Source organism: Halorarum salinum (assembly GCF_013402875.1).
Lineage (GTDB): Archaea > Halobacteriota > Halobacteria > Halobacteriales > Haloferacaceae > Halorarum > Halorarum salinum.
On record NZ_CP058579.1, the window covers coordinates 2,677,063 to 2,696,076 of the forward strand.

Genomic DNA, 19,014 nt, shown 5'->3' on the forward strand with positions numbered 1-19,014 from the left:
AATGGAATACGTTTACGCTGCACTCATCCTGAACGAGACGGACGAAGAGATCAACGAGGACAACGTCACGGCGGTGCTTGAGGCCGCCGGCGTCGACGTCGAGGAGTCCCGCGTCAAGGCGCTCGTCGCCGCGCTGGAGGACGTCGACATCGAGGAGGCCATCGAGACGGCCGCCGCCGCGCCCGCCGCGGGCGCCGCGGGCGGCGCCGCCGGTGGCGCCGAGGAGGCCGAGGCCGACGAGGAGGACGAGGCCGAGGAGGAAGCAGAGGCCGAGGAAGCGGCCGACGAGGACGAGGAAGAGGAGGCCAGCGGCGAGGGCCTCGGCGACCTGTTCGGCTGAAGCGGCACTCCACACGCAGTTCCGATTTTCTTTCGCGCCCGGACCCGTAGCGGCCGGTCTTTCGGACGGACTGGACCGAACCATGGTACCGGCACCGCCGACTGTGACCCGAGCGACGGCGAACCTTTACGACCGATAACGGGACCACTCCGGCGCGATGCTCCCCGCCCTCCCGGAGGCGACGCTCCTCCCGCTGGCCTACACGGTCGCTGACTGCGCGCTCGGCACCGCGAGTGGTCTGCTCCCGGGACTCCACGCGAACAACTTCGCGCTCCTCCTCGCCGCGACGGCGCCAGCGATCGACGCGCCGCCGCTCGCGCTCGGCTGCGCGATGCTCGCGGCCGGGATGGTCCACACGTTCCTCGACGTGGTCCCGGCGCTGGCGCTCGGGGTCCCCGACGCCGCGATGGCAGCGAGCGCGCTCCCTGGGCACAGGCTGGTCATCGAGGGGAGGGGCCGCGAGGCGCTCCGGCTCTCCGCGCTCGGCAGCGGCGCCGCCGTCGCGCTCGCGGTTCCGGCCGCCGTGCCGCTCACGGCCGCGATGGAGGTGGCGTATCCGACGCTCCGGGCGTGGCTCCCGCTCGTCCTCCTCGGGGTCGTGCTCGCGCTGCTCCTGACGGAGCCGACCCGGGTGGCTCGCGCGGGGGGACTGCTCTCGGCGACGCTCGCCACCGCGCTCGGGGCGGTCGCGCTCGACGCCGTCCCGGGGGGACCGCTTCCGTCGGGAGGAGTCCTCGCTCCGCTGTTCGCGGGGCTGTTCGGCGCGCCCGTCCTCGTCGACGCGCTGCACGGCGAGGGCGTCCCGCCGCAGGCCGACGCGCGCATCGCGCTCGCCCGGCGGTCGACAGGGGCCGCGGCGCTGGCCGGGACGGGCGCCGGAGCGGCGGTCGGCTACCTCCCCGGCGTCTCCGCGGGCGTCGCCTCGACGCTCGCGCTGCCGGCGACCGCCGGCGAGGACCCGGCGCGGGAGTACCTCGTCGCCACCAGCGGCGCCAACACGGCGACGGCCGTCTTCGTCCTACTGGCAACACTGCGAAGTAACACCTAAGCACACTGCCGGTGACACCCACGCGAGATACCCTCCCATGGCCACCACCCCCCGCGAAGACCTCGCCCGCGAAAAGAAGACCATCGAAACGCTCGCCGCTGACGGTACGATCACCGACGAGTACCGCGACGCCCTCCTCGAATGGGCCGACGCCCTCGACGACAAGACCGTCCGGCACAAGTACCGCGACGACGATGGGAACGTAACGACGTTCAGCCTCGGCACCATCGAAACCTATCTGGCGGACATCCGCCGCTACTGTGCCGAGCGGGACCTGGACCTGACCACCAGCACCGCCGACGAGTTCAACGACTGGATGGACACCATCCACGACGCCGAAGGATCGCCGGGAGCAGTCACCCTGAGTAAGTGTCAGAGTGCCGTGAAGACCTTCTACCGCTACCACGATCTCGGCGTGGACCCTGCCGACATCCACGTCTACAACGCGAAGTCCGAACCCCGGCACGACGAGACGGACCTGTTCACCGAGGAGGAGGTGGACGCACTCCGTCGCGCCTGCGGTGCCAGCGGCTCGTCCGTCCGCAACCGCGCCTTTCTGGAATTGCTCATCTTCACCAGCCAGCGCATCGGCGCCCTGCTGACCCTCCGCATCAAAGATGTGGACCTGAACCCGTCGAACGGCGGCAGTGCCTCCATCTACCTCAACGCCGACTACGACAAGGAGTATGGCGGGTTGAAAGGGGCGCGCTGCCGTGGTCGAAGGCGGCCCATCTTCGGCGCCCGGAAGTACGTTCGCGACTGGTTGCTGTACCACCCCGAGGGGGACGACCCTAACGCGTGGCTGTTCATCGGTGATCCGTCCCACTGGAAGACCGATCCCGACGACCACTGGGCCGAATCGTCCGCCCAACAGGCCCTCCAGCGGATTGCCGAGCAGGCCGGCGTCACGAAGCCGGTGGACCCCACCAACTTCCGGAACTACTGCGCGACGGTGCTGAACCGAGACTGCAACCTCGACAACGACACGATCCGGATGCTGATGGGCCACAGCGAAACCAGCACCACCCTCGAACAGACGTACCAGCACTTGGTCAACGACGACTACATCCGGAAGGCCGAGGAGAAGACGGGCTACCGGGACGCCGAGGAACCAAAATCGTTCACGCCCGACACCTGCCCAACCTGCGGCGAACTCCTCGACAGCCACTGGCGGCAGTGCCCGAGTTGCCAGGAAGTGTTCGGCCCGAGCGACGACTTCGAGGAACAGCTTGCTGCTCGGCGGGACGAGGCCGCCGACGTTGGCCTCGCCGCCTACGCCGACGGCGACGAGTTCGGTGCTCGGGTCGCCGCAGCCTTCCGGGAGGCCGGCGCCGACCCCGAGGCGTGGCTCGACGCATTTTACGCGGCGGGCAACCCCTAACGCGGCAGCGGCCATCACACCGGTCCTCCGTCCGGCCCGGGACCGCCGCACCGCGGCGGCAGCGGGAACCCCGCTACGGCCGCGTCTACCGCGTCGGGACACTCGCCGCACGATACGGCCGTCACGTAGCGAATAGCGGCCGCAATCTCGTCCTCGCCGTCGTCCTCCCACTCGGCAGTCTTCGCCAGCACCGCCTCCGGGTCCTCGCGGAAGAACAGCAGTGGGTCCGCCGCGTCCGCCGCGTTCAGGTGTCCGCTCCCGTTTCGAACTTCATTCGTATTTCCGCTCATTTGTGGCCGAAACGACCAGTCTAACGGCCGAAACCCGGACATCGACCCAACCGGAAAGGCTTAGAGACTCGGCTCCGTTGATGAAACTGAGTCACCTCAAGGCTGGCTCGTCGTCGTGCGTCCGAGGTCAGTTTCCCCCGTGTGGACGAGGGACCTCGGACGGCGTTTTCCGTGCGCTCGCGTTCTGAGTCGCTTCATCCGAACCTCCCACGGCACCCGTAATAACCGTTATCGGACCTGGAAACTCAACTTGTGTTGTAATACAACCTGGATTGCCCTGTGGTGAGGAGAAGAGTGGGGACCGTCCCCGCGCGGGGGTAGACGGGGGAGTGGGAGTGGAAGCGAGGGGAGAAAAGCAGCGCCGCTGCGGCCTCCACGCGAGGACTATCCCCGAGGGACGTGGCGGACTGTGATACCCGCCACGCCTGCCACTACGTCAATGAGCAAACGACGTATGGGGGATCACATGACGTGCGATGAGCACGTCACGCGACCACACCGTGGGGGAACATGACGCCGGTTAGTCCGCGGTACACTTACCTGTTCAGCAAGTGGTATGACCGCCCGCGCTTTGCTCGCCCCACACACGTGGGGGTCATCGCATGGCAGGCGGGTGGGCGACGCATCTCCCCCCACTCCACGCTTACTCGGCGCGCACCTCGTCTTGGGCGGCCTCGGGGGGGACCGACCACCGCGTGACCGGCTCGCGAGCAACCTCCTCCTCGGCCGCCAGCACGTCCGCGTAGCTGGACACGGGGATGTCGCCGGGAGCACGCGGCACGTCCTCCTCGCGGTCGAGCAACGCCGTGAGCACGTCCTCACGCTCGGCGAGGAACGCGTCGGCGTCAAACCGCCGGTCGTACCGCTTGACCGCGGCCGCGTCGTACAGCAGCCCCCGGATGTCGGCGCTCGTGAGCGGCCCGCGCTCGCGAACGTCGCGAACGAGGTCAACGAACGCCTGCCGCGGCGCGCGGCCGTCACGCCCACGGAGGGGAACGCGGTGCTCATCCAGCACGCGCTCCACGCGAGGGCGGAGCCGGTCACGAATCTCAGACAGGGGAACCACGTGCTCGGGGTCGAACGCGTCCGGGTCGACGCCATCGGCAGCGAAGCGGTAGCCGACGGACTCGTCGGCCTCGACGCCCGGAAGCGTACGGAGCGCCGGGTCGCCCACGTCGGACCACCACTGCCGAGCCTCGACGTACTGCCCCTGCTGCGGCGCGCTCACGCCGTGGGATGTGAAGAAGGTTCGGAGCTCGCCGCCCGTCGCCTCGCCGCGCTCCTGGAGGTAGTCGATCGCGCGGCAGATCGAGTGCTCGGTCTTCGTCGACGCGGGTGGCCGCCCGGGAACGTCCGCGCGCTCCGCGACCGCCGCGCGGGCGGCCTCGGCCGTGAGGCCCCACGTGTCAGCGTCCGCCGGGCGCCCGTCCGTGCTCATTCGCGACGGGCCTCGCTGAGCGCCTCGCGCAAGGCGTCGGCGTCGCCGTTGAAGTCCGCGGGGTCAAGATCGAACTCGACCTCGAGATACTCCGTCGGGGAGTAGCCGCGCTCCTCGAGGGCGCGCAGATCGCGGACGGTCAGCACCGACTCGGCGAGCCGGTCCGGGGCGGGCGCGGCGAGCGGGTCCGGATCGAGCTCATTCAGGAGGCGCGTGATGGTCGCGCCGAGCGTTTCTCCCGGACGGCGGTGGTGAGCGAGCTGTTCGAGCGTCGAATTGGGAACAGTGATGTTCTTGGTCATGGTCGGGTGGGGGCCAGAGTGGTCCGACCGTCTCGTCTCGTCGTTCGCAGCGGCAACGCCAACGGCGCGACTCGTGGCTTGGAAACTCCTACGTCGCACACGACCATAAGTACCATTATACGGATAGTACCCACATGGCAGACAGACGTAGACCGGACACTATTCCTGTCTTACGACCGATACAACCACACCCCCCACCACCGGCGCCGGCGTCGGCATCAGCGTCCCACGTTGTCGCCGCCGCCGGCCCCGTCTCGTCGCCTGTGGGCGGCCCCCACCCCGGCGGGCGTGAGTACCATCCTCGGACAGCTCGACGGCAGTGGTGGGGCGCACCGGGGCTCCAGCAGCGCCCGAGGACGAGGACGTATTCCGAGGCGAATACGGTCGTATTCGCACCCGCCGACTTGTCACGACGGCCGCATGTCGCTCAAAATTGGAAGGGGTCGGGCTCGGAGTCCGCCTCCTCCTCGTCGCGCGCAAGCAGGCGCCACGTCGACGCCGCGTTGCACGTCGCCTTCACCCACGAGATCCTGACACGTTCATTCGCCGGCGACCTGACGCGACCCGACTCGACCTTCCGCGCGGACTCGCGCAGCGCTAACTCCACAAGCGCCAGCACCTCGTCCCGATCCATCCGCTCGACCTCGTCACCGCCCGGCACCCCGTCCGAAGACACAGACTCTGACTCTGAAGATGAAGATGAGGAATCTACCATTGCTAACTACCGCCTATGTGTACCATCGATTTGGGCGAATATAACCGCTGTGGGACGCTCCATGCCCGAATCCGGCAGCAGGACATCCCCAGGGGGGATGGCTCGCCACACCTTCCGACCGGCGCGCATAGAACGCAGTGGGCTCGGTGTCGAGGCCGTCCTCGCGCTCTCTCGCACCCAGGTACACCACCAGCGCAGTATGGGCGGGTGGATGCCCGCTAGCATGGCCGTGCCACTGCTCCAACTCCCCACCGATACCACGCCTATCGAGACGGGCACCCGCCTGACCGGCCTCGAATTATGAACGACCATGAACGCCTACACCCCAACACCCCATATCCGTGAGCGGTCCGCGTGAACGAAACCGTCACCGCTGGACTACGCCGGGGTGATTCGCCGCTGCTCCAGTTCCCCATGGCCACCTCGCCCGATCGGGCATCAGGATACCCTCGGGGCCTCGCTCAACCTGTTCAATTGTATGGGTGCCCCCGTGAGGCATCACCGTCGAAATTCTGAATCGCTCTGGTTCCAGAACGTGGTTGATAGGATTTGTCGGAAATTATATCACGTTCGTCTACAACACGAGTACCGAATGGATTACTCGCCGATAATCGTACTCCTCGGTATCCCATTTGCGGTTCATCTCTTTGGCCGCCTCGCTACGTTTACTGGCATCCTTCTTTATTTCACTATCATCTTCTTCGGGTATTGGCCAATAATAGTAGTAATAGGTTTGATCTCAGTTCCCATACTGGGGATGTTCTACAAACTTCGCAAATCTCCTACAGGAGCCATGACCGTGTACCTTTCACTTTGGTTTGTTGGGGTCAACTGGGTTCTCTCTCGACTCTCTGAAGTCGCATATTTGAGTGGGAGGCTAATCCCGATCTCACAGATTTTTGAGTGGTTTCTTCATTTATATCTCAGCCGAGATTTTATCGAAAATACCCGCGAGAACGTCGTGCAACGTGGGGCCGACTACATTGAGCGAGGGGAAGTTGATGTAGAAATGGACCGATCAGGTAAAGAACTTGTTCAGGAGGCTCAAGCGCACGCAGATCGAGCCGGAATCCCCCTATCGAATGGAGAGATGATCATTGGCGTAGCTTTTGCTATGATTAGTATTCGTACCCCCCCATTCGCATGGGCTAATCCTCCTACGTGGGTTGGAGTTGTTCTTTCCGTAACATTAGTGGTTGTTGTAATGTTGCGGTCCACGGCCGTTGATGCGCTCTTGTACCGTTCCCCGAGTGTGGACGAAGGTGTTGCTCGGTTATACGCGATACGTGCCTGGAATAGCCAGGTTGCTTCGGGGCTCTCTGCTTGGTACAAATTAACTCAAATCCGGGGGATGACGGAGATCAGCGAGGAAGCGTATTACTTCTACCTCGATTGGGTACTTCGAGAAAGGATAATGGGTAGCGGTGTGACCAAATATTCAGTTTTGCGACTCAGGAAACCAATTATCTCATTTATCATTGCCGAAGTAGACGATATTACACCTTCCGAGGCCAGTCTACAACTCTTCGACCAGGACGTGTTCACCTCTCCCGAGTTCGCAGCCCTGGGGTATGCAGACAAAACATCCAACGACACTGAAGATACTGCCGAACTCCGATCAGGGGTGGCCGATCTGAATTAAGCGCGATCACCCCCAGCCCGACAGGAGTCACGGTACGTGTCTTGTCCGAGCGAATGGACCGGCGCGCACAGGGCGTCTGTGGGGCGAGGTGGCACCGCGGGATGGATTACCCTCGTCCCCCTATAACTGTCAGAGGTTCGGCCGAAACCGAGGCTGACCAACAGGCGGTAAGGACGGAGGGTCGTGCTCAGCCAGCTCCCCCACGGTCACCTCGACCAAGCCGGCATCAGGACCCCCCGCCTCCCGGAGGCGGCTTACTCGACCCCGGCGCACCACGCCGACGCGGAATCACCACCGCGTCCCGGAGTACGTAACCCGGCATCTCCCCCAGCTTCGCCACCCCCACGAACTCGTAGCACGGTACGTGCGGCAGCTCATCCTCCGCGGACTCGTCCTCCCGCGCCAACGACGGCGACCGCGTAAACCACTTCATCCCCGTCGCCCAGTACAACGCCAGCTTCCACCACCGCCGCCCACGCGCCAGGGCGCCGTCAGCGTCCCTATCGGCGCCGTGCGCGCCCTCAACCCCCGCCCCCGCCCCATCACCCACACCCGGCTCCGGGCTGCCCACGGCGCCCCTCGCCCCGCTGCGGCGGAGCGCCCTTGAGGCCGCACGCACCTCCGACGGGGAGGCCCGCGCGAACTCGTCCGCCGCCGTCAGCATCTTCCCGAAGTACGCCCGGGGACCCCGCCCACGCGCGTCCTCCGGCCGCTCGTCCGAGCTCGCCCACCTCCACGGCGCGCCCGGCCCCCGCGACCGCAGCCGACACGCGTCCACCACCACCCCCCGATCTCGACGTGCAGACCAGTAGTGCGACAACTCCGACTCCGACACCGCCCAGTTCACCCCGAACAGGATGATGTGCGGATGGGGAAGCGCACGATCCGCCCACTCGTACACTACCACCGACTCCGGCCGGTCACCCAGCCGTGACGGACTCGCCAGCCACGACTTCAACCGATTCACGTCCGCCGACAGCGAGCTCGCCGCCTCCGCCAGCGACTCGAACCACCACGGACACGTCGTCGGCGTCAACACCACCGCCGAGTCGTACCGCTCCCCCGCTACGTCCCACGCCTCCTCGTACCGCGACCGCGCCGCACCCACTCGCTCGGGGGCGTTGAACCGTGTCGCGTACGGCGCCAACACGTGCTCCGGCCCCGACCCACGCACCCGGTCGAACCGTAGGTACCTGTCCTCGGTTGTCTCACGATACGTCGCCAGCGTCCCCAGCAGGTGCCCCCGCTCCGCGTCCGTCTCCACCACCCGCCGCCGACCCAGCGCCGCTCGAGCGTTCGCCTTCGGCTCGTCTCCACGTGGCTCGCCGACCTCGGTCCTGTCTGCGTGTTTTGGGCTGTGCTTGTTCGCGGTCAAGTAAAGCGCCGAGCGCGGGTACACCCAGCACAAATCCGGCGCCGTCTCTCGAATCTCCTCCCCGTCCGGCGTCCCGACGAGCACGCGCCCCGTCGGCTCCTCCGAGTGGAGCAGGTCGCCCGCGTCCGCCAGCACCCCCCGCCCGAGCTCGTGGTCCGCGCCGTCCGGCTCGCCGAAGGTGAGCGCCAGCCACCGGGAGAACGGCAGTCCCTCCGGGTGGTTTCGCGCCGTCTCGACCAGCGCCCACTTGTCCGCCTCGCGCCCGTCGCCCGCCCAGCGGTCGTCCCGGACGGGCGTGTCTCGCGACGACACGGGAGTCCCCTGAGCGGGGGGACTTCCAGACGCGCTCATGCGCCCACCTCCGGGGCGGGATGGGCGGCATGGCTTTGGGGGTGCGGTTCGTGGTGCCGGGTACCCGGTAGGGGGGGACGCGGTTGATCAGCACGTTGTCCGCTCAGTTCGCAGTGGCCCCGCGAGTCAGAAGGCCGTCTTCGCCCTGTTCGCGTTCACGGCGCTCGGCACGCCGCGGTCGGGCGTGCTCGTTGCGATGGCGGACGTCGGCGTCCCGGCGGCGCTCCCGACGCTGCTCGTCGTCGTCCTCCTCGCGAGCGCGGCCGGCGTGCTCGGGGTGCTGGTGCTCGGCGACGCCGCGTTGCGGGCGGTCGGCCGGACGAATCAGGACGCGCTCGTCGTCGGCGTCCTCCTGGGACTGGTACTGCTCTCCTGGGGCTTCGCGGGGGTCGTCGGCCTGCTCTCGTTCGCCGCCGCGACGGCCGTCGGGTTCGTCCCGACCCGGCTCGGCTGCAAGCGGGTCCACCTGATGGGGGTGCTCGTGGGGCCGCTCGCGCTGGGGCTGTGACCGCCGGAGGGGACGAAAGACAACCGTTAAAAGCCGCGCCCCGGTCCGTGTACGTATGAGCGAGGCAGAGCAAGAGCAGGCGTCCGACCGGCGCTGCGTCTCCTGTGGCATCAACGTCGCGGGCATGAGCGCCGCGGCGTTCAAGTGCCCCGACTGCGGCACCCGTATCTTCCGGTGCGCGAAGTGCCGAAAGCAGAGCAACCTGTACGAGTGTCCCGACTGCGGCTTCCGGGGGCCCTGAGATGGGGAAGGTCGCGGCGAAGATGAAGGTGATGCCCGAGAGCCCCGAGATCGACCTCGACGACCTCCGGGACAAACTGGAGTCGTCGCTCCCCGAGGGCGCGGAGATCCGGAACGTCGAGCGCGAGGACGTCGCGTTCGGCCTCGTCGCGCTGCTCCCGCTGGTCGTCGTCCCCGACGACTCCGGCGGGACCGAGGCGGTCGAGGAGGCGTTCTCGAACGTTGAGGGCATCGAGAGCGTGAAGGTCGAGGAAGTCGGCCGGCTGTAAGCGGAAACGCACCTTTTCGGATTCGTCGCCGCGGCGAGCGACGGCGACGGGTCCGGGCTCCCGGCGGCCGAACGCGGGTTCGTTACGATTCGAAACGGAAAACCGAACGACTGCGGTCCGGTTCCGGGCGAACGCTTAAGAGGTGGGGGCGTCAGGCTACGACAGACGTTATCATGGGGCTGTACGAGCGCATCCTCGTCCCGACGGACGGGTCCGACGGCGTGGAACGGGCGGTGCGACACGCCGTCGACCTCGCGGTGGAACACGGCGCGACCGTTCACGCGCTGTACGTCGTCAACTCGGCATCGTACGCGGGGATGCCGATGGAGTCCTCCTGGGAGGGGATCGACGAGATGCTCCGCGCGGACGCGGAAGACGCGGTCGCGCTGGTGGAGGCGCTCGGCGACGACTACGAGGTGCCGGTCGAGACCGCCATCCTCGACGGGAGTCCGAGCAAGGAGATCGTCCGGTACGCGGAGACGGAGGGCTGTGATCTGATCGTCATGGGCACGCACGGGCGCGGCGGAATCGACAGGCTCCTGCTGGGAAGCGTCGCGGAGAAGGTCGTCAGGGGATCGTCGGTTCCCGTGCTGACCGTCCGGGTGACCGGCTAGTTCCCGGCCCTCCCCTCGCCCGCCGGCCGCAGGTGCTCGCAGTCGCCGGTCGTGACGCGGACCTCCCCGTCGTCCGTGTCGACCAGCAACGCCCCCGGAAACGCGACGTCCTCCGCGATCCCCTCCACGACGTCGCCCGGCGTCTCGACCCGAACGCGGCGGCCGAGCGTGTCCGCGTGCTCGCGCCACGCCGGGAGGACGGAGTCCGGGTCGGCCGTCAGGTCGTCGAACTCCTCCAGGACGCGCTGGGTGAGGACCCGACGGTCCACGTCCCGCCCCAGTTCGCGGGCGAGGCTCGTCGCGTCGGTCCCCCCGGGGAGGTCGTCGGGATCGACGTTCGCGTTCAGCCCGATCCCGACCACGAGCCACGAGACGCGGTCGGCCTCCCCCTCCATCTCGGTGAGGATCCCGCAGAGCTTCCGCCCGCCGCGCGCGCCCCTCCCGCCGACCACAACGTCGTTCGGCCACTTGATCCGCGCGTCGACGCCGGCCTCGCGGCAGGCGCGCGCGACGGCGACCGCCGCCGCGAGCGTGAACGCGGGCGCGTGGGCGGGCGGCACGTCGGGCCGGACGAGGATGGAGAGCCAGACGCCGCCCCGGGGGGAGCGCCACTCGCGGTCGAGCCGGCCCCGGGAGTCGGTCTGTTCGTCGGCGACGACGGCGACGTCGGTCGCCCCCTCGGCGGCGAGCTCCCGGGCGCGATCGTTCGTCGACCCGACGCTGTCGTGGAACTCGACCGCGACGGGGGCCTCGAGGCCGTACGCGATCGCGGGGCCGTCGTAGCCCGGAACCCCCGCGACCTCGTAGCCGCGGTCCGTGCTCTCGATGTCGAACCCCGACCCGCGGAGCGCCTCGACGTGTTTCCAGACCGCCGCGCGAGTGAGCCCGGCCCGCTCGGCGAACGCCGGTCCCTCGACGGGTCCCTCGGCGAGCGCCTCGAGGAGGGCGCGCCGCGTCGGCGGAAGGCCGTCGGCCGTCACGCGTCGCCCCGGGCGGTCCGCTCGGCGTCCACCGTGATGATCGTGGCGTCGAGCTTCTCGCGGAGGTACGACTCCACGTCCGGGTCCGAGAACAGGCGCTGGAGCGTCCGGCGCCACCGGCTGGCCTGCTTCGCGCCGATGACCACCACGTCGGCCTCCTCGGCGGCGACCTCGTCGAGGATGGTCTCCTCGACGAGGAACCCCCGTCGGACCACGTACCTGGCCGTCGGCAGGACGCCAAACTCCCGCTGTACGGCGCGTTTGAGGTCGGTTCGCGTCACCTCGTGGCTGTCGTGGTACAGGTCCACGTGGAGGACGGTGAGCTCCGCGTCGCGCTCGTCGGCGATCCGAATCGCCTCCGAGAGCGTGGCCATCGAGTGTCTCGAGAGGGGGTAGCGCACCGGAACGACCACCAGCGTCATTGTCCCTACTGCGCGACGGACCGACTAAACCCTACTCCTCCGTCGGCTCGACTGGGGGGTCCGACCGGGAGTCGCCGCCGGCGTCGGCGGTCCCCCGCGCCGCCTTTTCCTCCCCGAGTCCGGCGGTTGGCTCGTCCGCCCCCTCAACCCGTCGGATGCGCCCCTCCACCCGGGTGGCGAGCCCCGCGCTCTCGACGTACTCGGCGAGCACGTCGTGCTGGATGCCGTGCTCGCCCGCGCGGTGTCGCTCCTCGATGACCGGGAACTCGTGGTCGGAGTGGAGGATGTACTCGGCGGTGGCCACTCGGTAGATCCGGTCGGCGTCGACCGGTTCGCCGCCGACGCGGGCCTCCAGGAGCCGCCGCTCCGCGTCGTCCCAGACGATTTCGGCGCCGCTGACGTGGCCGTGCCACCAGCCGGGTTCGCCGAAGTCGACGACCGCGGCAGACATCTGCCGGAACGCGTCGAGCAACTCCCCGCCCGTCAGCTCCGCGGTCACGACCGGCTCCTCGAACGGGAGCGTGCTGACGAGGTCGGCCAGCGTCACCTCGCCCTCGAGGGGGTCGCCGAGGCGGATGCCGCCCGCGTTCTGGAGGCCGACGTCGGCGTCGGCGGCGTGGCGGTAGGCGTCCGCGACGAGGTTCCCGACGCGGGACTCGCCCCCGTGGATCGTCGCCTCGGTGCGCTCGATGGGCTCGTCGGCGTGGCCGACCACCTCGTCGAGGCCCGACGCGTGCATCCGTTCGCGGAGCGCGTCGGCGAGGCGGTCGTTCACCGGCCACTCGCCCGGGTCGTGACGGCTCACCGACGCCCCGTCGTCTGTCAGTTCGACCTCCAGCACGGATTCGCCGTTGACGCCCGGACGGGTACAGAGGACGCCGTCCACGCGTTCGGCGCGCTCGGTGTGGACGTGCCCGCCGAGCACGAGGTCGACGTCGACTCGGCCGGCCAGTTCGTCGTCGCCGCCGCCCAGGTGCGAGACGGCGACGACGCGGTCGGCGCCCGCCTCGCGGAGTTCGGCGGACGCCCGCTCGGCCGCCTCGTACGGGTCGGTGAACGCGAGGTCCGCCGCGGAGGGGTTCAGCGAGTCGGTCGCGGGGTCGGTGACGCCGAACAGGCCCACCGTCTCGTCGCCGACGCGTTCGAGGGTCCACGGGACGACGCCCTCGGCGGCGCCGAACGGCCCCTCGTCGTCGGCGGAGTCGAGGACGTTCGCGCTGACCCACGTCTGGGGCGAATCGGCGACGAGTTCCCGGGTCGCGTCCGGGCCGAAGTCGAAGTCGTGGTTGCCGAACGTCTCGACGGCCGTGCCGACCGCGGCGAAGAAGTCGAGCGCCTGTCTGCCGCGTGCGACGAGCGCGAGCACGCCGGGCGCGGTGTCGTCGCCGGCCCCGACGACGAGGGCGTCCGGGCCGTCGAGGTCGCCGATGCAGGCGGCCAGGCGGCCGGCCCTCTCGGGGTCGTCGTAGACGTTCTCGACGTCCGAGTAGTGGAGAAAGCGAACCATTTGGCGTCGTCTTGGGCTCCCGCTCCCGCGACAAAACGCCATCGGGATCGGAAAGGGGGCCGCATCCGCACGTTTATCGGTAACCGTACCCGAATATGCCGTACGAAGCGAAGACGCTTCCTCGCCGCGTCTTCGGTCGTCGCGACGGTCGCCGTGGCCGGATGCGGCAATCCGGACGACGAGGACGGTGACGGTGGAGACGACGGCGGAGGTGACGACGCGTACGACCGCGACGAACCGAAGCAGTTGGGGCCCCGGGAGGGATTCGGCTCTCGGGACGGCGTCCGCGACGGAGTTCACGTACCCGACCTCGTCGACGGGTGGGCCCACGACAGCCACTTCTTCGTCCGGTCGCTCCGCTCGTCCAGTCAGTTCCGCTTCGCGTAATCCGGTAGACGAACGGTCGCACTTCGCGAAACGACCCGGCTGTACCGCAGCGGTACGACCGGATCGAGGGGTCGAACTCCCGACCGCCGCTAGGGGAACGGGTGGTACGCGCGGTCGGGTCGCGGTTCGAACCCCATCGACTCCGCCACCCGGCCGAGCCGCTCGCCGAAGAACGGCTCGCCGGTGAACAGGGGCTGGGCCGCCGGGACGAGCACCCGGACCGCCTCGAAGCCGAGCGCGGCGACGTCCCTGGTCGTGAGCTGCGCGGCGTGGGCGTCGAGCCCCGTCGCGTCGAGTCGGCCGAGCAGGGCGTCCAGTTCCGCCTCGCCCGAGACCCGTTCGCCGACGTCCGCCGCCGGGATGGTGGCGTCGGGTTCGACGAACGGGCGGACGTCGTCGGGGAAGCCGGCGTACGTTCCGATGGCGCCCTCCTCCTCGTCGGCCCGTTCGGGACCCATCGCGCGCAGTTCCATCCAGTTCTGGAGCGCCTCGGCGGCGGCGTCCGCGGCCGCCGCGCCCGCGTCGAGGTCCGCGGCCGACCCCATCGCGAACCGGGGCCAGTCGCCCTCGCGGTGGACCGCGGCGGCGACGACCGGCACGTCGACGTCCTGGGTGCAGAGGAGGGGCGTGACGGACAGGTCCTCCGCCCGTGCGCGGGCGACCAGTTCCCGGAACCCCTCGTCGTCGACGTCCAGGCCCAGCGGCTCGAACGTCGAGTACCAGGCGAGCATCGTCGCGTCCCGCTCGACGGCCTCGTACAGCCCCGAGAGGGTCGCCTCGACGGTCGAGTTCCCGAGGCCCAGCCCGGTCGTGATGGGCGGCTTGTGGCGCCGTTCGGGCGGGGGGAAGTGGACGAACTCCGCCGGGAGCGAGACGCGCTCGCCCGTCCCCAGCGTGACGCCGGGGACCCAGGCGAGGTGGTCGTCCGGGTCCGGCGTAGATGCGTCCTCAGGCCGGACGAACCGGTCGACCGGCACCGCGTCCACGACGCCCTCGGTCGGCCCAGTCCGGAGGTCAGACGCGCGATACACCCCCGCGCAGTAGCGCTCGAGCGCCTCGCCGATCGCCTTCGCGTACGCCGCGTCCCAGTCGGGGGAGACGCCCGCGGCGAACTCCGCGCACCTGGCGTCCGCGAACGCCGTCGTGTCCGTGGTCCGCGCGATGTAGTACGGGAGCGGGAACGACTCCCGCTCGCCGACCTCCGTGACGAGCCCGAGACGGCCGTCGACCGCCCGGTCCATCCGGTCGACCGCGTCGTCCAGGTCGACCTCCCGGTGGGCGAGCTCGAACCCCTCGGGGGCGTCGCCGCAGTCACAGCCGGGGACGGGGAGGAACGACCGCTCGACGCCGGGAACCTCGACGAGCGTCCCGCCGAGGTCCGCGCCGCCGAACTGCTGGATCGCCCGCCGTCCCGCGAGCGCGCCGGCGAAGCGCACGGCGCTTCTCGTCCCCTGCGGGGTCGCCCCCTCGTCGGGCACGTTCGCGCGCACGCGGTCGACGAGACAGTCGTAACAGCCGGAGTCCTCGGAGAACAGCGTGACCGTGGCGTCGACCTCCTCGATCGGGCGACCGCCCGCGCCGCCGATCTCGATTGCGATCCACTCCGCGATCAGTTCGTTCGCGGTCCGGAAACGTTCCTCGCCCGCGGTCCCCACGACGACGGCGAAGTCGAACCCGTCCAGCAGCCCCACCTCCACCTCCATCACGTTCGCGTCGATGTCGGTGAACGCCTCCCGCAGCGCTGTCGCGGCTGGGTCCGGCCCGACGATGGCGACGTCCATGCGCGTCCCGTCGGGGGAGGCGTTCAAAAAGGTGGGCGTCCGCGGACGGGCGGAACGTTCGGCGACCGTTCGGCCGCCGGCGGTCGGTCGTCCGGGCGTGCGCGGTCGGTCGACGCGCGGTCGGTCGACGTGTCGAAGCCGGGGTTAGTTCAGCATGCTGCGCGCGACGCCCGCCAGCCCCTCGCTGTCGGCCTGGCGGAGTTTGTCGTCCCCGAGCTTCAGGCGCAGGCGCGGCCGGCCGACGTCGATGGGAACCTTCTCGGTGTCGATGAGCCCCATGTCCTCGAGCCGGGTCTTGGTGCGCGAGAACGTCGCCTTCGAGGCGATGCCGACGTCCTCGCCCCACTTGCTGATGTCGTACAGCAGCACGTCGTTCTTGGCGGCCACGAGCAGGCTGATGGTCACCTCGTCGAGGCCGTCGCCGTCGCCCCGCGCCGTCTCGAGGGACGCGAGCACGCCGTCGAAGTCGGCCTGGACGTTCTCGCCGATCTCCTCGCCGAGCGTCGAGCGGACCCGGCCGAGCGCCGGGGTCCGGAGGTTGAACGGCGTCGCCTCCTCCCACAGCCCGTGGTACGTCTCGTAGGCGTCCGCGATGAACGACTCGTCGTCGGCCGCGAGCGCCGCGACGTGCTCGCCGGCCGAGACGAGCGCGTACAGCGACTCCTCGCCGACGAGGAGCGTGTTGTCCGCCCCGTCCGGGAGGTTGCGGAGGGTCATCTCCCCGGCGTCGACGAGGTCGGCGGCCGCGGACGCGACGATGAAGTCGTCCATCACGTCCTTCAGGAGCCGCTCGTCGGCGACGACGTTCAGCGTCGGCAGGTCGCCCTCGTACTCGAGGCCGATGTCGACGAGCGACTCGACGACGTCGGCCGACGGATCGACCACGACGAGCTCGCCGTCGACGTCCTCGATGACCGCCCGGAGGATATCATCGGTCGTCTCTTCCAGTAAATTCGAGGTCATGCGTATGCCTACAGAAGGACACGAGGGATATTTAATACTAACGGGAATCTCGAGGAATCAAGCGTTCTCCCCGCCGTTCTATCGTGCCCGAGGACGCCGTTATATTGCAACTCGGTCACAAGTTATTTAACCAGGTGTGTGGTTGTTACTGGCATGGATCCGACCACGTTCGGACGGAGACTACTACAGACGCGAACGGCCCGCGCCGTGGCGAACCACCCCCGAGCGGCGACAGCGCTGGTGCTGTCCGTCCTGCTGCTGGCGACGAGCGGGTCCGCGGCGGCCGACTCGCTCGTCTCGACGACCGGCGAGGGTTGGACGAAGACGGGCCCCTAGTCGAACAGCAGGTCGGCGACCTCACCGCGCCACCTGAGGTCGCCGTCGTACACGATCGGGTTCTCGGAGTACGCCAGGAACTCGCGCAGCTCCGCCTCGGAGAGCGTGTACCGTTCCGTCGTCCGGAGCAGGCTGTACCCCTGGTCGTCCCTGAGGTGACAGTGGTGGGTGGCGCCGGGCAGTCTGGGCCCGTCGACCGTGTACGTGACGAGGAACTCCTCGTCGCCCCGGTCGCCGCGTAGCTCGGCGGTGGGGGGAACGAGCGTGTCCGACTGGGTGAGCACGTGGGTGCCGTCGCCGACGACGGCGTAGTCCTTCCCGGTCATGATGCGCCGGCGTGCGACGTCGAGCGCGCGTTCGATGCAGTAGCCGAGCGTCATCAGCCGCGCGAACGTCGTTCCGACGGTCGCCGCCTGGCTGTCCAGCACCTCGTTGAACGTGACGCCGCCGGCGACGCTCCCCTTCCGGACGAGCTCCTCCCCCTCGTAGTAGGACCCGCACGCGTTGAGGAAGAACGTCTGGGCGTTCGACTCCCGGATCGAGGAGACCGAGAGGTTGCCGTCCGCACACCGGAGGCCGTCCGTCTCGCAGTGGCCGATGTAGTGGAGGAGGTCGGTGCGCTCCTCGAAGGCGGCCGCGAGTTCGTCGACGGTCAGCCGTTCGCGGATCTCGATGTCGATGTTCAGGTCGGCGGCGCGCTCGCGGTAGCGCTCGGCGGCGTCGTCGTACTCATCGCGCATCGCGCCGTCGTTCAGGATGGCGACGACCGAGATGGGTTCGCCGGCCGCGTCGAGGTACTTCGTGCGGTTCTCGTACGCCTCCGGCAGCGTCTTGAACACGTCGATGGGGACGCCGTCCGCGAGCCAGCCGTGGGTGTCGCCCGGCCCGAGGTTCGGCTGGACGAGGTCGATGGAGGCCACCTCGCGGGAACCGCTCCGGTAGAAGTCGCGCAACGACCGGTCGAGCCACTCCGTGTCGGCCAGTTCCTCGGCGTCGGGGAGGAAGACGAACGGGAGCCCCTCGAGCACCCGCGGGAGCGTCCGGACGTGCTCGTAGGTCGGCTCGACGTACATCGACAGGTGCCACTCGGGGAGCGCCGACGAGACGGCCTCGAAGGGGGCGTTCACGTACCGCTCGACGCGGTCCGGGAGCGGCAACTCGTAGACCGTCCCGGCGTCGATGCCGAGCGCGTCGAGGCGTTCGGCCCCGTCGATCCGCTCGCCGTGGGGTCCCGCACCCCGGACGAGACAGTCACAGAGGAACACCCTGCGGAGCAGCGCGGCCGCGTCCCGCTGGAACAGCGGGAGTTCGGGGAACTCGTGGCGGAGGCCAGGCGTCCTGAGCGCCGGCATGGCTCCGGGTTCGACGACGACCTCCGCGCCGAGATACGAGACGAGCGGCGCCGCCGTGACGAGGTACGGGAGCTCCCTCGGGAGCAGCACCTCGATCTCGGTCGGCTGGCGGCGGTCGCGGATCGACGCGGGCACCGACACCGACTCGTCGAAGCTCACGCCCGGTCCCGGGCCCCGCATCGTGGGAAACGACCTGTCCGGCGTGGTCGTCCGGTAGCCGGCGGAGAGGAACGAGAGCGCGGTGGCGACGCCCTCGGGCGTCTCGGGGACGGTGATCGTTCCGGGACCGCCGCCGACGCGGGCGTCGAAGCCGACGGTGACGGCAGTGGGCACCGGGAACTCGACGGTCAGCCGCTCGTAGTCGGCCTGCGAGACCACCGCCGATCCGTCGAAGCGGACCAGCGCGCGGATGCCGCCGTCGACGCTGAGCACGTGCCGCCCGTCCGCGACGTCGAGCGCGTCGGGCTGGCTTCCGATCGTCGCGGACTCGTCGCCGTCCAGCGTGCGGACCGTCGCGTGGTACGGCGGGAACGTCAGCGAGCGCGTCCGGCCCGAGACGACCGCGTCCGGGATGCGGGAGTCGTCGACCCCCAGCGCCGTCAGCCCGGACTGGAGCGACGGCCCGTCGGAGTCCGGAATCCAGCCGTCCGTTCGGACCGTCAGCGAGGTCTTCGCCGCGTCCACGGCGCGGATGCCGTCGTCGGTCGTCTCGACCTGCATGGACTACCAGCCATCGGAACCGACTTCATAAAGTCGTGTCGTCGTCGCCGCAT

General features: G+C 69.0%; 20 protein-coding genes and 1 pseudogene. 10 read left to right on the forward strand and 11 right to left on the reverse strand.

Features of this window, described 5'->3' with window-relative positions; genetic code table 11:
- Nucleotide 1: 1 nt before the first annotated feature.
- From rpl12p to HUG12_RS13260, 3 genes and pseudogenes are all read left to right on the forward strand, one after another.
- Nucleotides 2-340, forward strand: a complete 339-nt coding sequence (gene rpl12p / locus HUG12_RS13250) for a 50S ribosomal protein P1 (RefSeq protein WP_179269222.1) — start codon at nucleotides 2-4, stop codon at nucleotides 338-340.
- Between the two features lie 157 nt (nucleotides 341-497).
- A pseudogene (locus tag HUG12_RS13255) lies at nucleotides 498-1,385 on the forward strand (tripartite tricarboxylate transporter permease); the annotation flags it as partial.
- A gap of 40 nt (nucleotides 1,386-1,425) precedes the next feature.
- On the forward strand, nucleotides 1,426-2,769 hold the full coding sequence (locus tag HUG12_RS13260; RefSeq protein ID WP_179269224.1) for a tyrosine-type recombinase/integrase: 1,344 nt from the start codon (nucleotides 1,426-1,428) through the stop codon (nucleotides 2,767-2,769).
- A 14-nt stretch (nucleotides 2,770-2,783) separates the two neighbouring features.
- On the opposite strand, the gene HUG12_RS13265 is transcribed toward HUG12_RS13260, so the two are convergent.
- The 4 genes from HUG12_RS13265 to HUG12_RS13280 all read right to left on the reverse strand — a co-directional run bounded on the left by HUG12_RS13265 (nucleotide 2,784) and on the right by HUG12_RS13280 (nucleotide 5,433).
- Complete coding sequence (locus tag HUG12_RS13265; RefSeq protein WP_179269225.1) at nucleotides 2,784-3,059, reverse strand: hypothetical protein; 276 nt, start codon at nucleotides 3,057-3,059, stop codon at nucleotides 2,784-2,786.
- A gap of 643 nt (nucleotides 3,060-3,702) precedes the next feature.
- Complete coding sequence (locus HUG12_RS13270) at nucleotides 3,703-4,497, reverse strand: hypothetical protein (protein WP_179269226.1); 795 nt, start codon at nucleotides 4,495-4,497, stop codon at nucleotides 3,703-3,705.
- Nucleotides 4,494-4,799 (reverse strand): hypothetical protein, encoded by a 306-nt coding sequence (locus tag HUG12_RS13275; protein ID WP_179269227.1) that lies wholly within the window; start codon nucleotides 4,797-4,799, stop codon nucleotides 4,494-4,496. The genes HUG12_RS13270 and HUG12_RS13275 overlap by 4 nt, the downstream gene beginning before the upstream one ends.
- Nucleotides 4,800-5,226: 427 nt before the next feature.
- Nucleotides 5,227-5,433, reverse strand: coding sequence for a hypothetical protein (locus HUG12_RS13280; protein ID WP_179269228.1), 207 nt, complete (start codon nucleotides 5,431-5,433; stop codon nucleotides 5,227-5,229).
- Between the two features lie 673 nt (nucleotides 5,434-6,106).
- On the opposite strand from HUG12_RS13280, the gene HUG12_RS13285 reads away from it, so the two are divergent.
- Complete coding sequence (locus HUG12_RS13285) at nucleotides 6,107-7,156, forward strand: hypothetical protein (RefSeq protein ID WP_179269229.1); 1,050 nt, start codon at nucleotides 6,107-6,109, stop codon at nucleotides 7,154-7,156.
- A 226-nt stretch (nucleotides 7,157-7,382) separates the two neighbouring features.
- Here HUG12_RS13285 and HUG12_RS13290 read toward each other — a convergent pair whose 3' ends face one another.
- Nucleotides 7,383-8,843: a hypothetical protein gene (locus tag HUG12_RS13290; RefSeq protein ID WP_179269230.1), complete on the reverse strand. Its 1,461-nt coding sequence runs from the start codon at nucleotides 8,841-8,843 to the stop codon at nucleotides 7,383-7,385.
- Between the two features lie 223 nt (nucleotides 8,844-9,066).
- Here HUG12_RS13290 and HUG12_RS21735 point away from each other — a divergent pair, with 223 nt between their 5' ends.
- The 4 genes from HUG12_RS21735 (at nucleotide 9,067) to HUG12_RS13310 (ending at nucleotide 10,513) form a co-directional block, all read left to right on the forward strand.
- Nucleotides 9,067-9,390: a tripartite tricarboxylate transporter permease gene (locus HUG12_RS21735; protein WP_246308052.1), complete on the forward strand. Its 324-nt coding sequence runs from the start codon at nucleotides 9,067-9,069 to the stop codon at nucleotides 9,388-9,390.
- Between the two features lie 55 nt (nucleotides 9,391-9,445).
- Nucleotides 9,446-9,631: an HVO_2753 family zinc finger protein gene (locus HUG12_RS13300; protein WP_179269232.1), complete on the forward strand. Its 186-nt coding sequence runs from the start codon at nucleotides 9,446-9,448 to the stop codon at nucleotides 9,629-9,631.
- Nucleotide 9,632: 1 nt separating this feature from the next.
- The gene (locus HUG12_RS13305) at nucleotides 9,633-9,899 is read left to right on the forward strand and encodes an elongation factor 1-beta (RefSeq protein ID WP_179269233.1); all 267 of its coding nucleotides are present in this window, start codon (nucleotides 9,633-9,635) and stop codon (nucleotides 9,897-9,899) included.
- A gap of 173 nt (nucleotides 9,900-10,072) precedes the next feature.
- Complete coding sequence (locus HUG12_RS13310; RefSeq protein ID WP_179269234.1) at nucleotides 10,073-10,513, forward strand: universal stress protein; 441 nt, start codon at nucleotides 10,073-10,075, stop codon at nucleotides 10,511-10,513.
- On the opposite strand, the gene HUG12_RS13315 is transcribed toward HUG12_RS13310, so the two are convergent.
- The 3 genes from HUG12_RS13315 to HUG12_RS13325 are packed head-to-tail and all read right to left on the reverse strand — an operon-like array spanning nucleotide 10,510 to nucleotide 13,422.
- Complete coding sequence (locus tag HUG12_RS13315) at nucleotides 10,510-11,493, reverse strand: biotin--[acetyl-CoA-carboxylase] ligase (protein WP_179269235.1); 984 nt, start codon at nucleotides 11,491-11,493, stop codon at nucleotides 10,510-10,512. The two genes, HUG12_RS13310 and HUG12_RS13315, sit on opposite strands and share 4 nt — an antisense overlap.
- Nucleotides 11,490-11,915, reverse strand: a complete 426-nt coding sequence (locus HUG12_RS13320) for a universal stress protein (protein ID WP_179269236.1) — start codon at nucleotides 11,913-11,915, stop codon at nucleotides 11,490-11,492. The genes HUG12_RS13315 and HUG12_RS13320 overlap by 4 nt, the downstream gene beginning before the upstream one ends.
- A gap of 31 nt (nucleotides 11,916-11,946) precedes the next feature.
- Nucleotides 11,947-13,422, reverse strand: a complete 1,476-nt coding sequence (locus HUG12_RS13325; RefSeq protein WP_179269237.1) for a bifunctional metallophosphatase/5'-nucleotidase — start codon at nucleotides 13,420-13,422, stop codon at nucleotides 11,947-11,949.
- Nucleotides 13,423-13,575: 153 nt separating this feature from the next.
- Between HUG12_RS13325 and HUG12_RS13330 the strand changes: the two genes are divergently transcribed.
- Entirely contained in the window at nucleotides 13,576-13,809 is a 234-nt protein-coding gene (locus HUG12_RS13330) for a hypothetical protein (RefSeq protein WP_179269238.1), read from the forward strand.
- Nucleotides 13,810-13,898: 89 nt separating this feature from the next.
- On the opposite strand, the gene HUG12_RS13335 is transcribed toward HUG12_RS13330, so the two are convergent.
- Together HUG12_RS13335 and tbsP are read right to left on the reverse strand one after the other, a co-directional pair.
- Nucleotides 13,899-15,590, reverse strand: a complete 1,692-nt coding sequence (locus tag HUG12_RS13335; RefSeq protein WP_179269239.1) for a YcaO-like family protein — start codon at nucleotides 15,588-15,590, stop codon at nucleotides 13,899-13,901.
- Between the two features lie 144 nt (nucleotides 15,591-15,734).
- The gene (tbsP, locus tag HUG12_RS13340; RefSeq protein ID WP_179269240.1) at nucleotides 15,735-16,553 is read right to left on the reverse strand and encodes a transcriptional regulator TbsP; all 819 of its coding nucleotides are present in this window, start codon (nucleotides 16,551-16,553) and stop codon (nucleotides 15,735-15,737) included.
- Between the two features lie 153 nt (nucleotides 16,554-16,706).
- Here tbsP and HUG12_RS13345 point away from each other — a divergent pair, with 153 nt between their 5' ends.
- Complete coding sequence (locus tag HUG12_RS13345; protein WP_179269241.1) at nucleotides 16,707-16,889, forward strand: hypothetical protein; 183 nt, start codon at nucleotides 16,707-16,709, stop codon at nucleotides 16,887-16,889.
- Here HUG12_RS13345 and HUG12_RS13350 read toward each other — a convergent pair.
- On the reverse strand, nucleotides 16,886-18,961 hold the full coding sequence (locus tag HUG12_RS13350; protein ID WP_179269242.1) for a hypothetical protein: 2,076 nt from the start codon (nucleotides 18,959-18,961) through the stop codon (nucleotides 16,886-16,888). The genes HUG12_RS13345 and HUG12_RS13350 overlap by 4 nt on opposite strands.
- Between the last annotated feature and the right edge of the window lie 53 nt (nucleotides 18,962-19,014).

Bases quoted from the DNA above. Each gene is read 5' to 3' on its own strand.
- rpl12p (WP_179269222.1), top strand. From the start codon at position 2: ATGGAATACGTTTACGCTGCACTCATCCTGAACGAGACGGACGAAGAG.
- HUG12_RS13260 (WP_179269224.1), top strand. From the start codon at position 1,426: ATGGCCACCACCCCCCGCGAAGACCTCGCCCGCGAAAAGAAGACCATC.
- HUG12_RS13265 (WP_179269225.1), bottom strand. From the start codon at position 3,059: ATGAGCGGAAATACGAATGAAGTTCGAAACGGGAGCGGACACCTGAAC.
- HUG12_RS13270 (WP_179269226.1), bottom strand. From the start codon at position 4,497: ATGAGCACGGACGGGCGCCCGGCGGACGCTGACACGTGGGGCCTCACG.
- HUG12_RS13275 (WP_179269227.1), bottom strand. From the start codon at position 4,799: ATGACCAAGAACATCACTGTTCCCAATTCGACGCTCGAACAGCTCGCT.
- HUG12_RS13280 (WP_179269228.1), bottom strand. From the start codon at position 5,433: ATGGATCGGGACGAGGTGCTGGCGCTTGTGGAGTTAGCGCTGCGCGAG.
- HUG12_RS13285 (WP_179269229.1), top strand. From the start codon at position 6,107: ATGGATTACTCGCCGATAATCGTACTCCTCGGTATCCCATTTGCGGTT.
- HUG12_RS13300 (WP_179269232.1), top strand. From the start codon at position 9,446: ATGAGCGAGGCAGAGCAAGAGCAGGCGTCCGACCGGCGCTGCGTCTCC.
- HUG12_RS13305 (WP_179269233.1), top strand. From the start codon at position 9,633: ATGGGGAAGGTCGCGGCGAAGATGAAGGTGATGCCCGAGAGCCCCGAG.
- HUG12_RS13310 (WP_179269234.1), top strand. From the start codon at position 10,073: ATGGGGCTGTACGAGCGCATCCTCGTCCCGACGGACGGGTCCGACGGC.
- HUG12_RS13320 (WP_179269236.1), bottom strand. From the start codon at position 11,915: ATGACGCTGGTGGTCGTTCCGGTGCGCTACCCCCTCTCGAGACACTCG.
- HUG12_RS13325 (WP_179269237.1), bottom strand. From the start codon at position 13,422: ATGGTTCGCTTTCTCCACTACTCGGACGTCGAGAACGTCTACGACGAC.
- HUG12_RS13335 (WP_179269239.1), bottom strand. From the start codon at position 15,590: ATGGACGTCGCCATCGTCGGGCCGGACCCAGCCGCGACAGCGCTGCGG.
- tbsP (WP_179269240.1), bottom strand. From the start codon at position 16,553: ATGACCTCGAATTTACTGGAAGAGACGACCGATGATATCCTCCGGGCG.
- HUG12_RS13345 (WP_179269241.1), top strand. From the start codon at position 16,707: ATGGATCCGACCACGTTCGGACGGAGACTACTACAGACGCGAACGGCC.
- HUG12_RS13350 (WP_179269242.1), bottom strand. From the start codon at position 18,961: ATGCAGGTCGAGACGACCGACGACGGCATCCGCGCCGTGGACGCGGCG.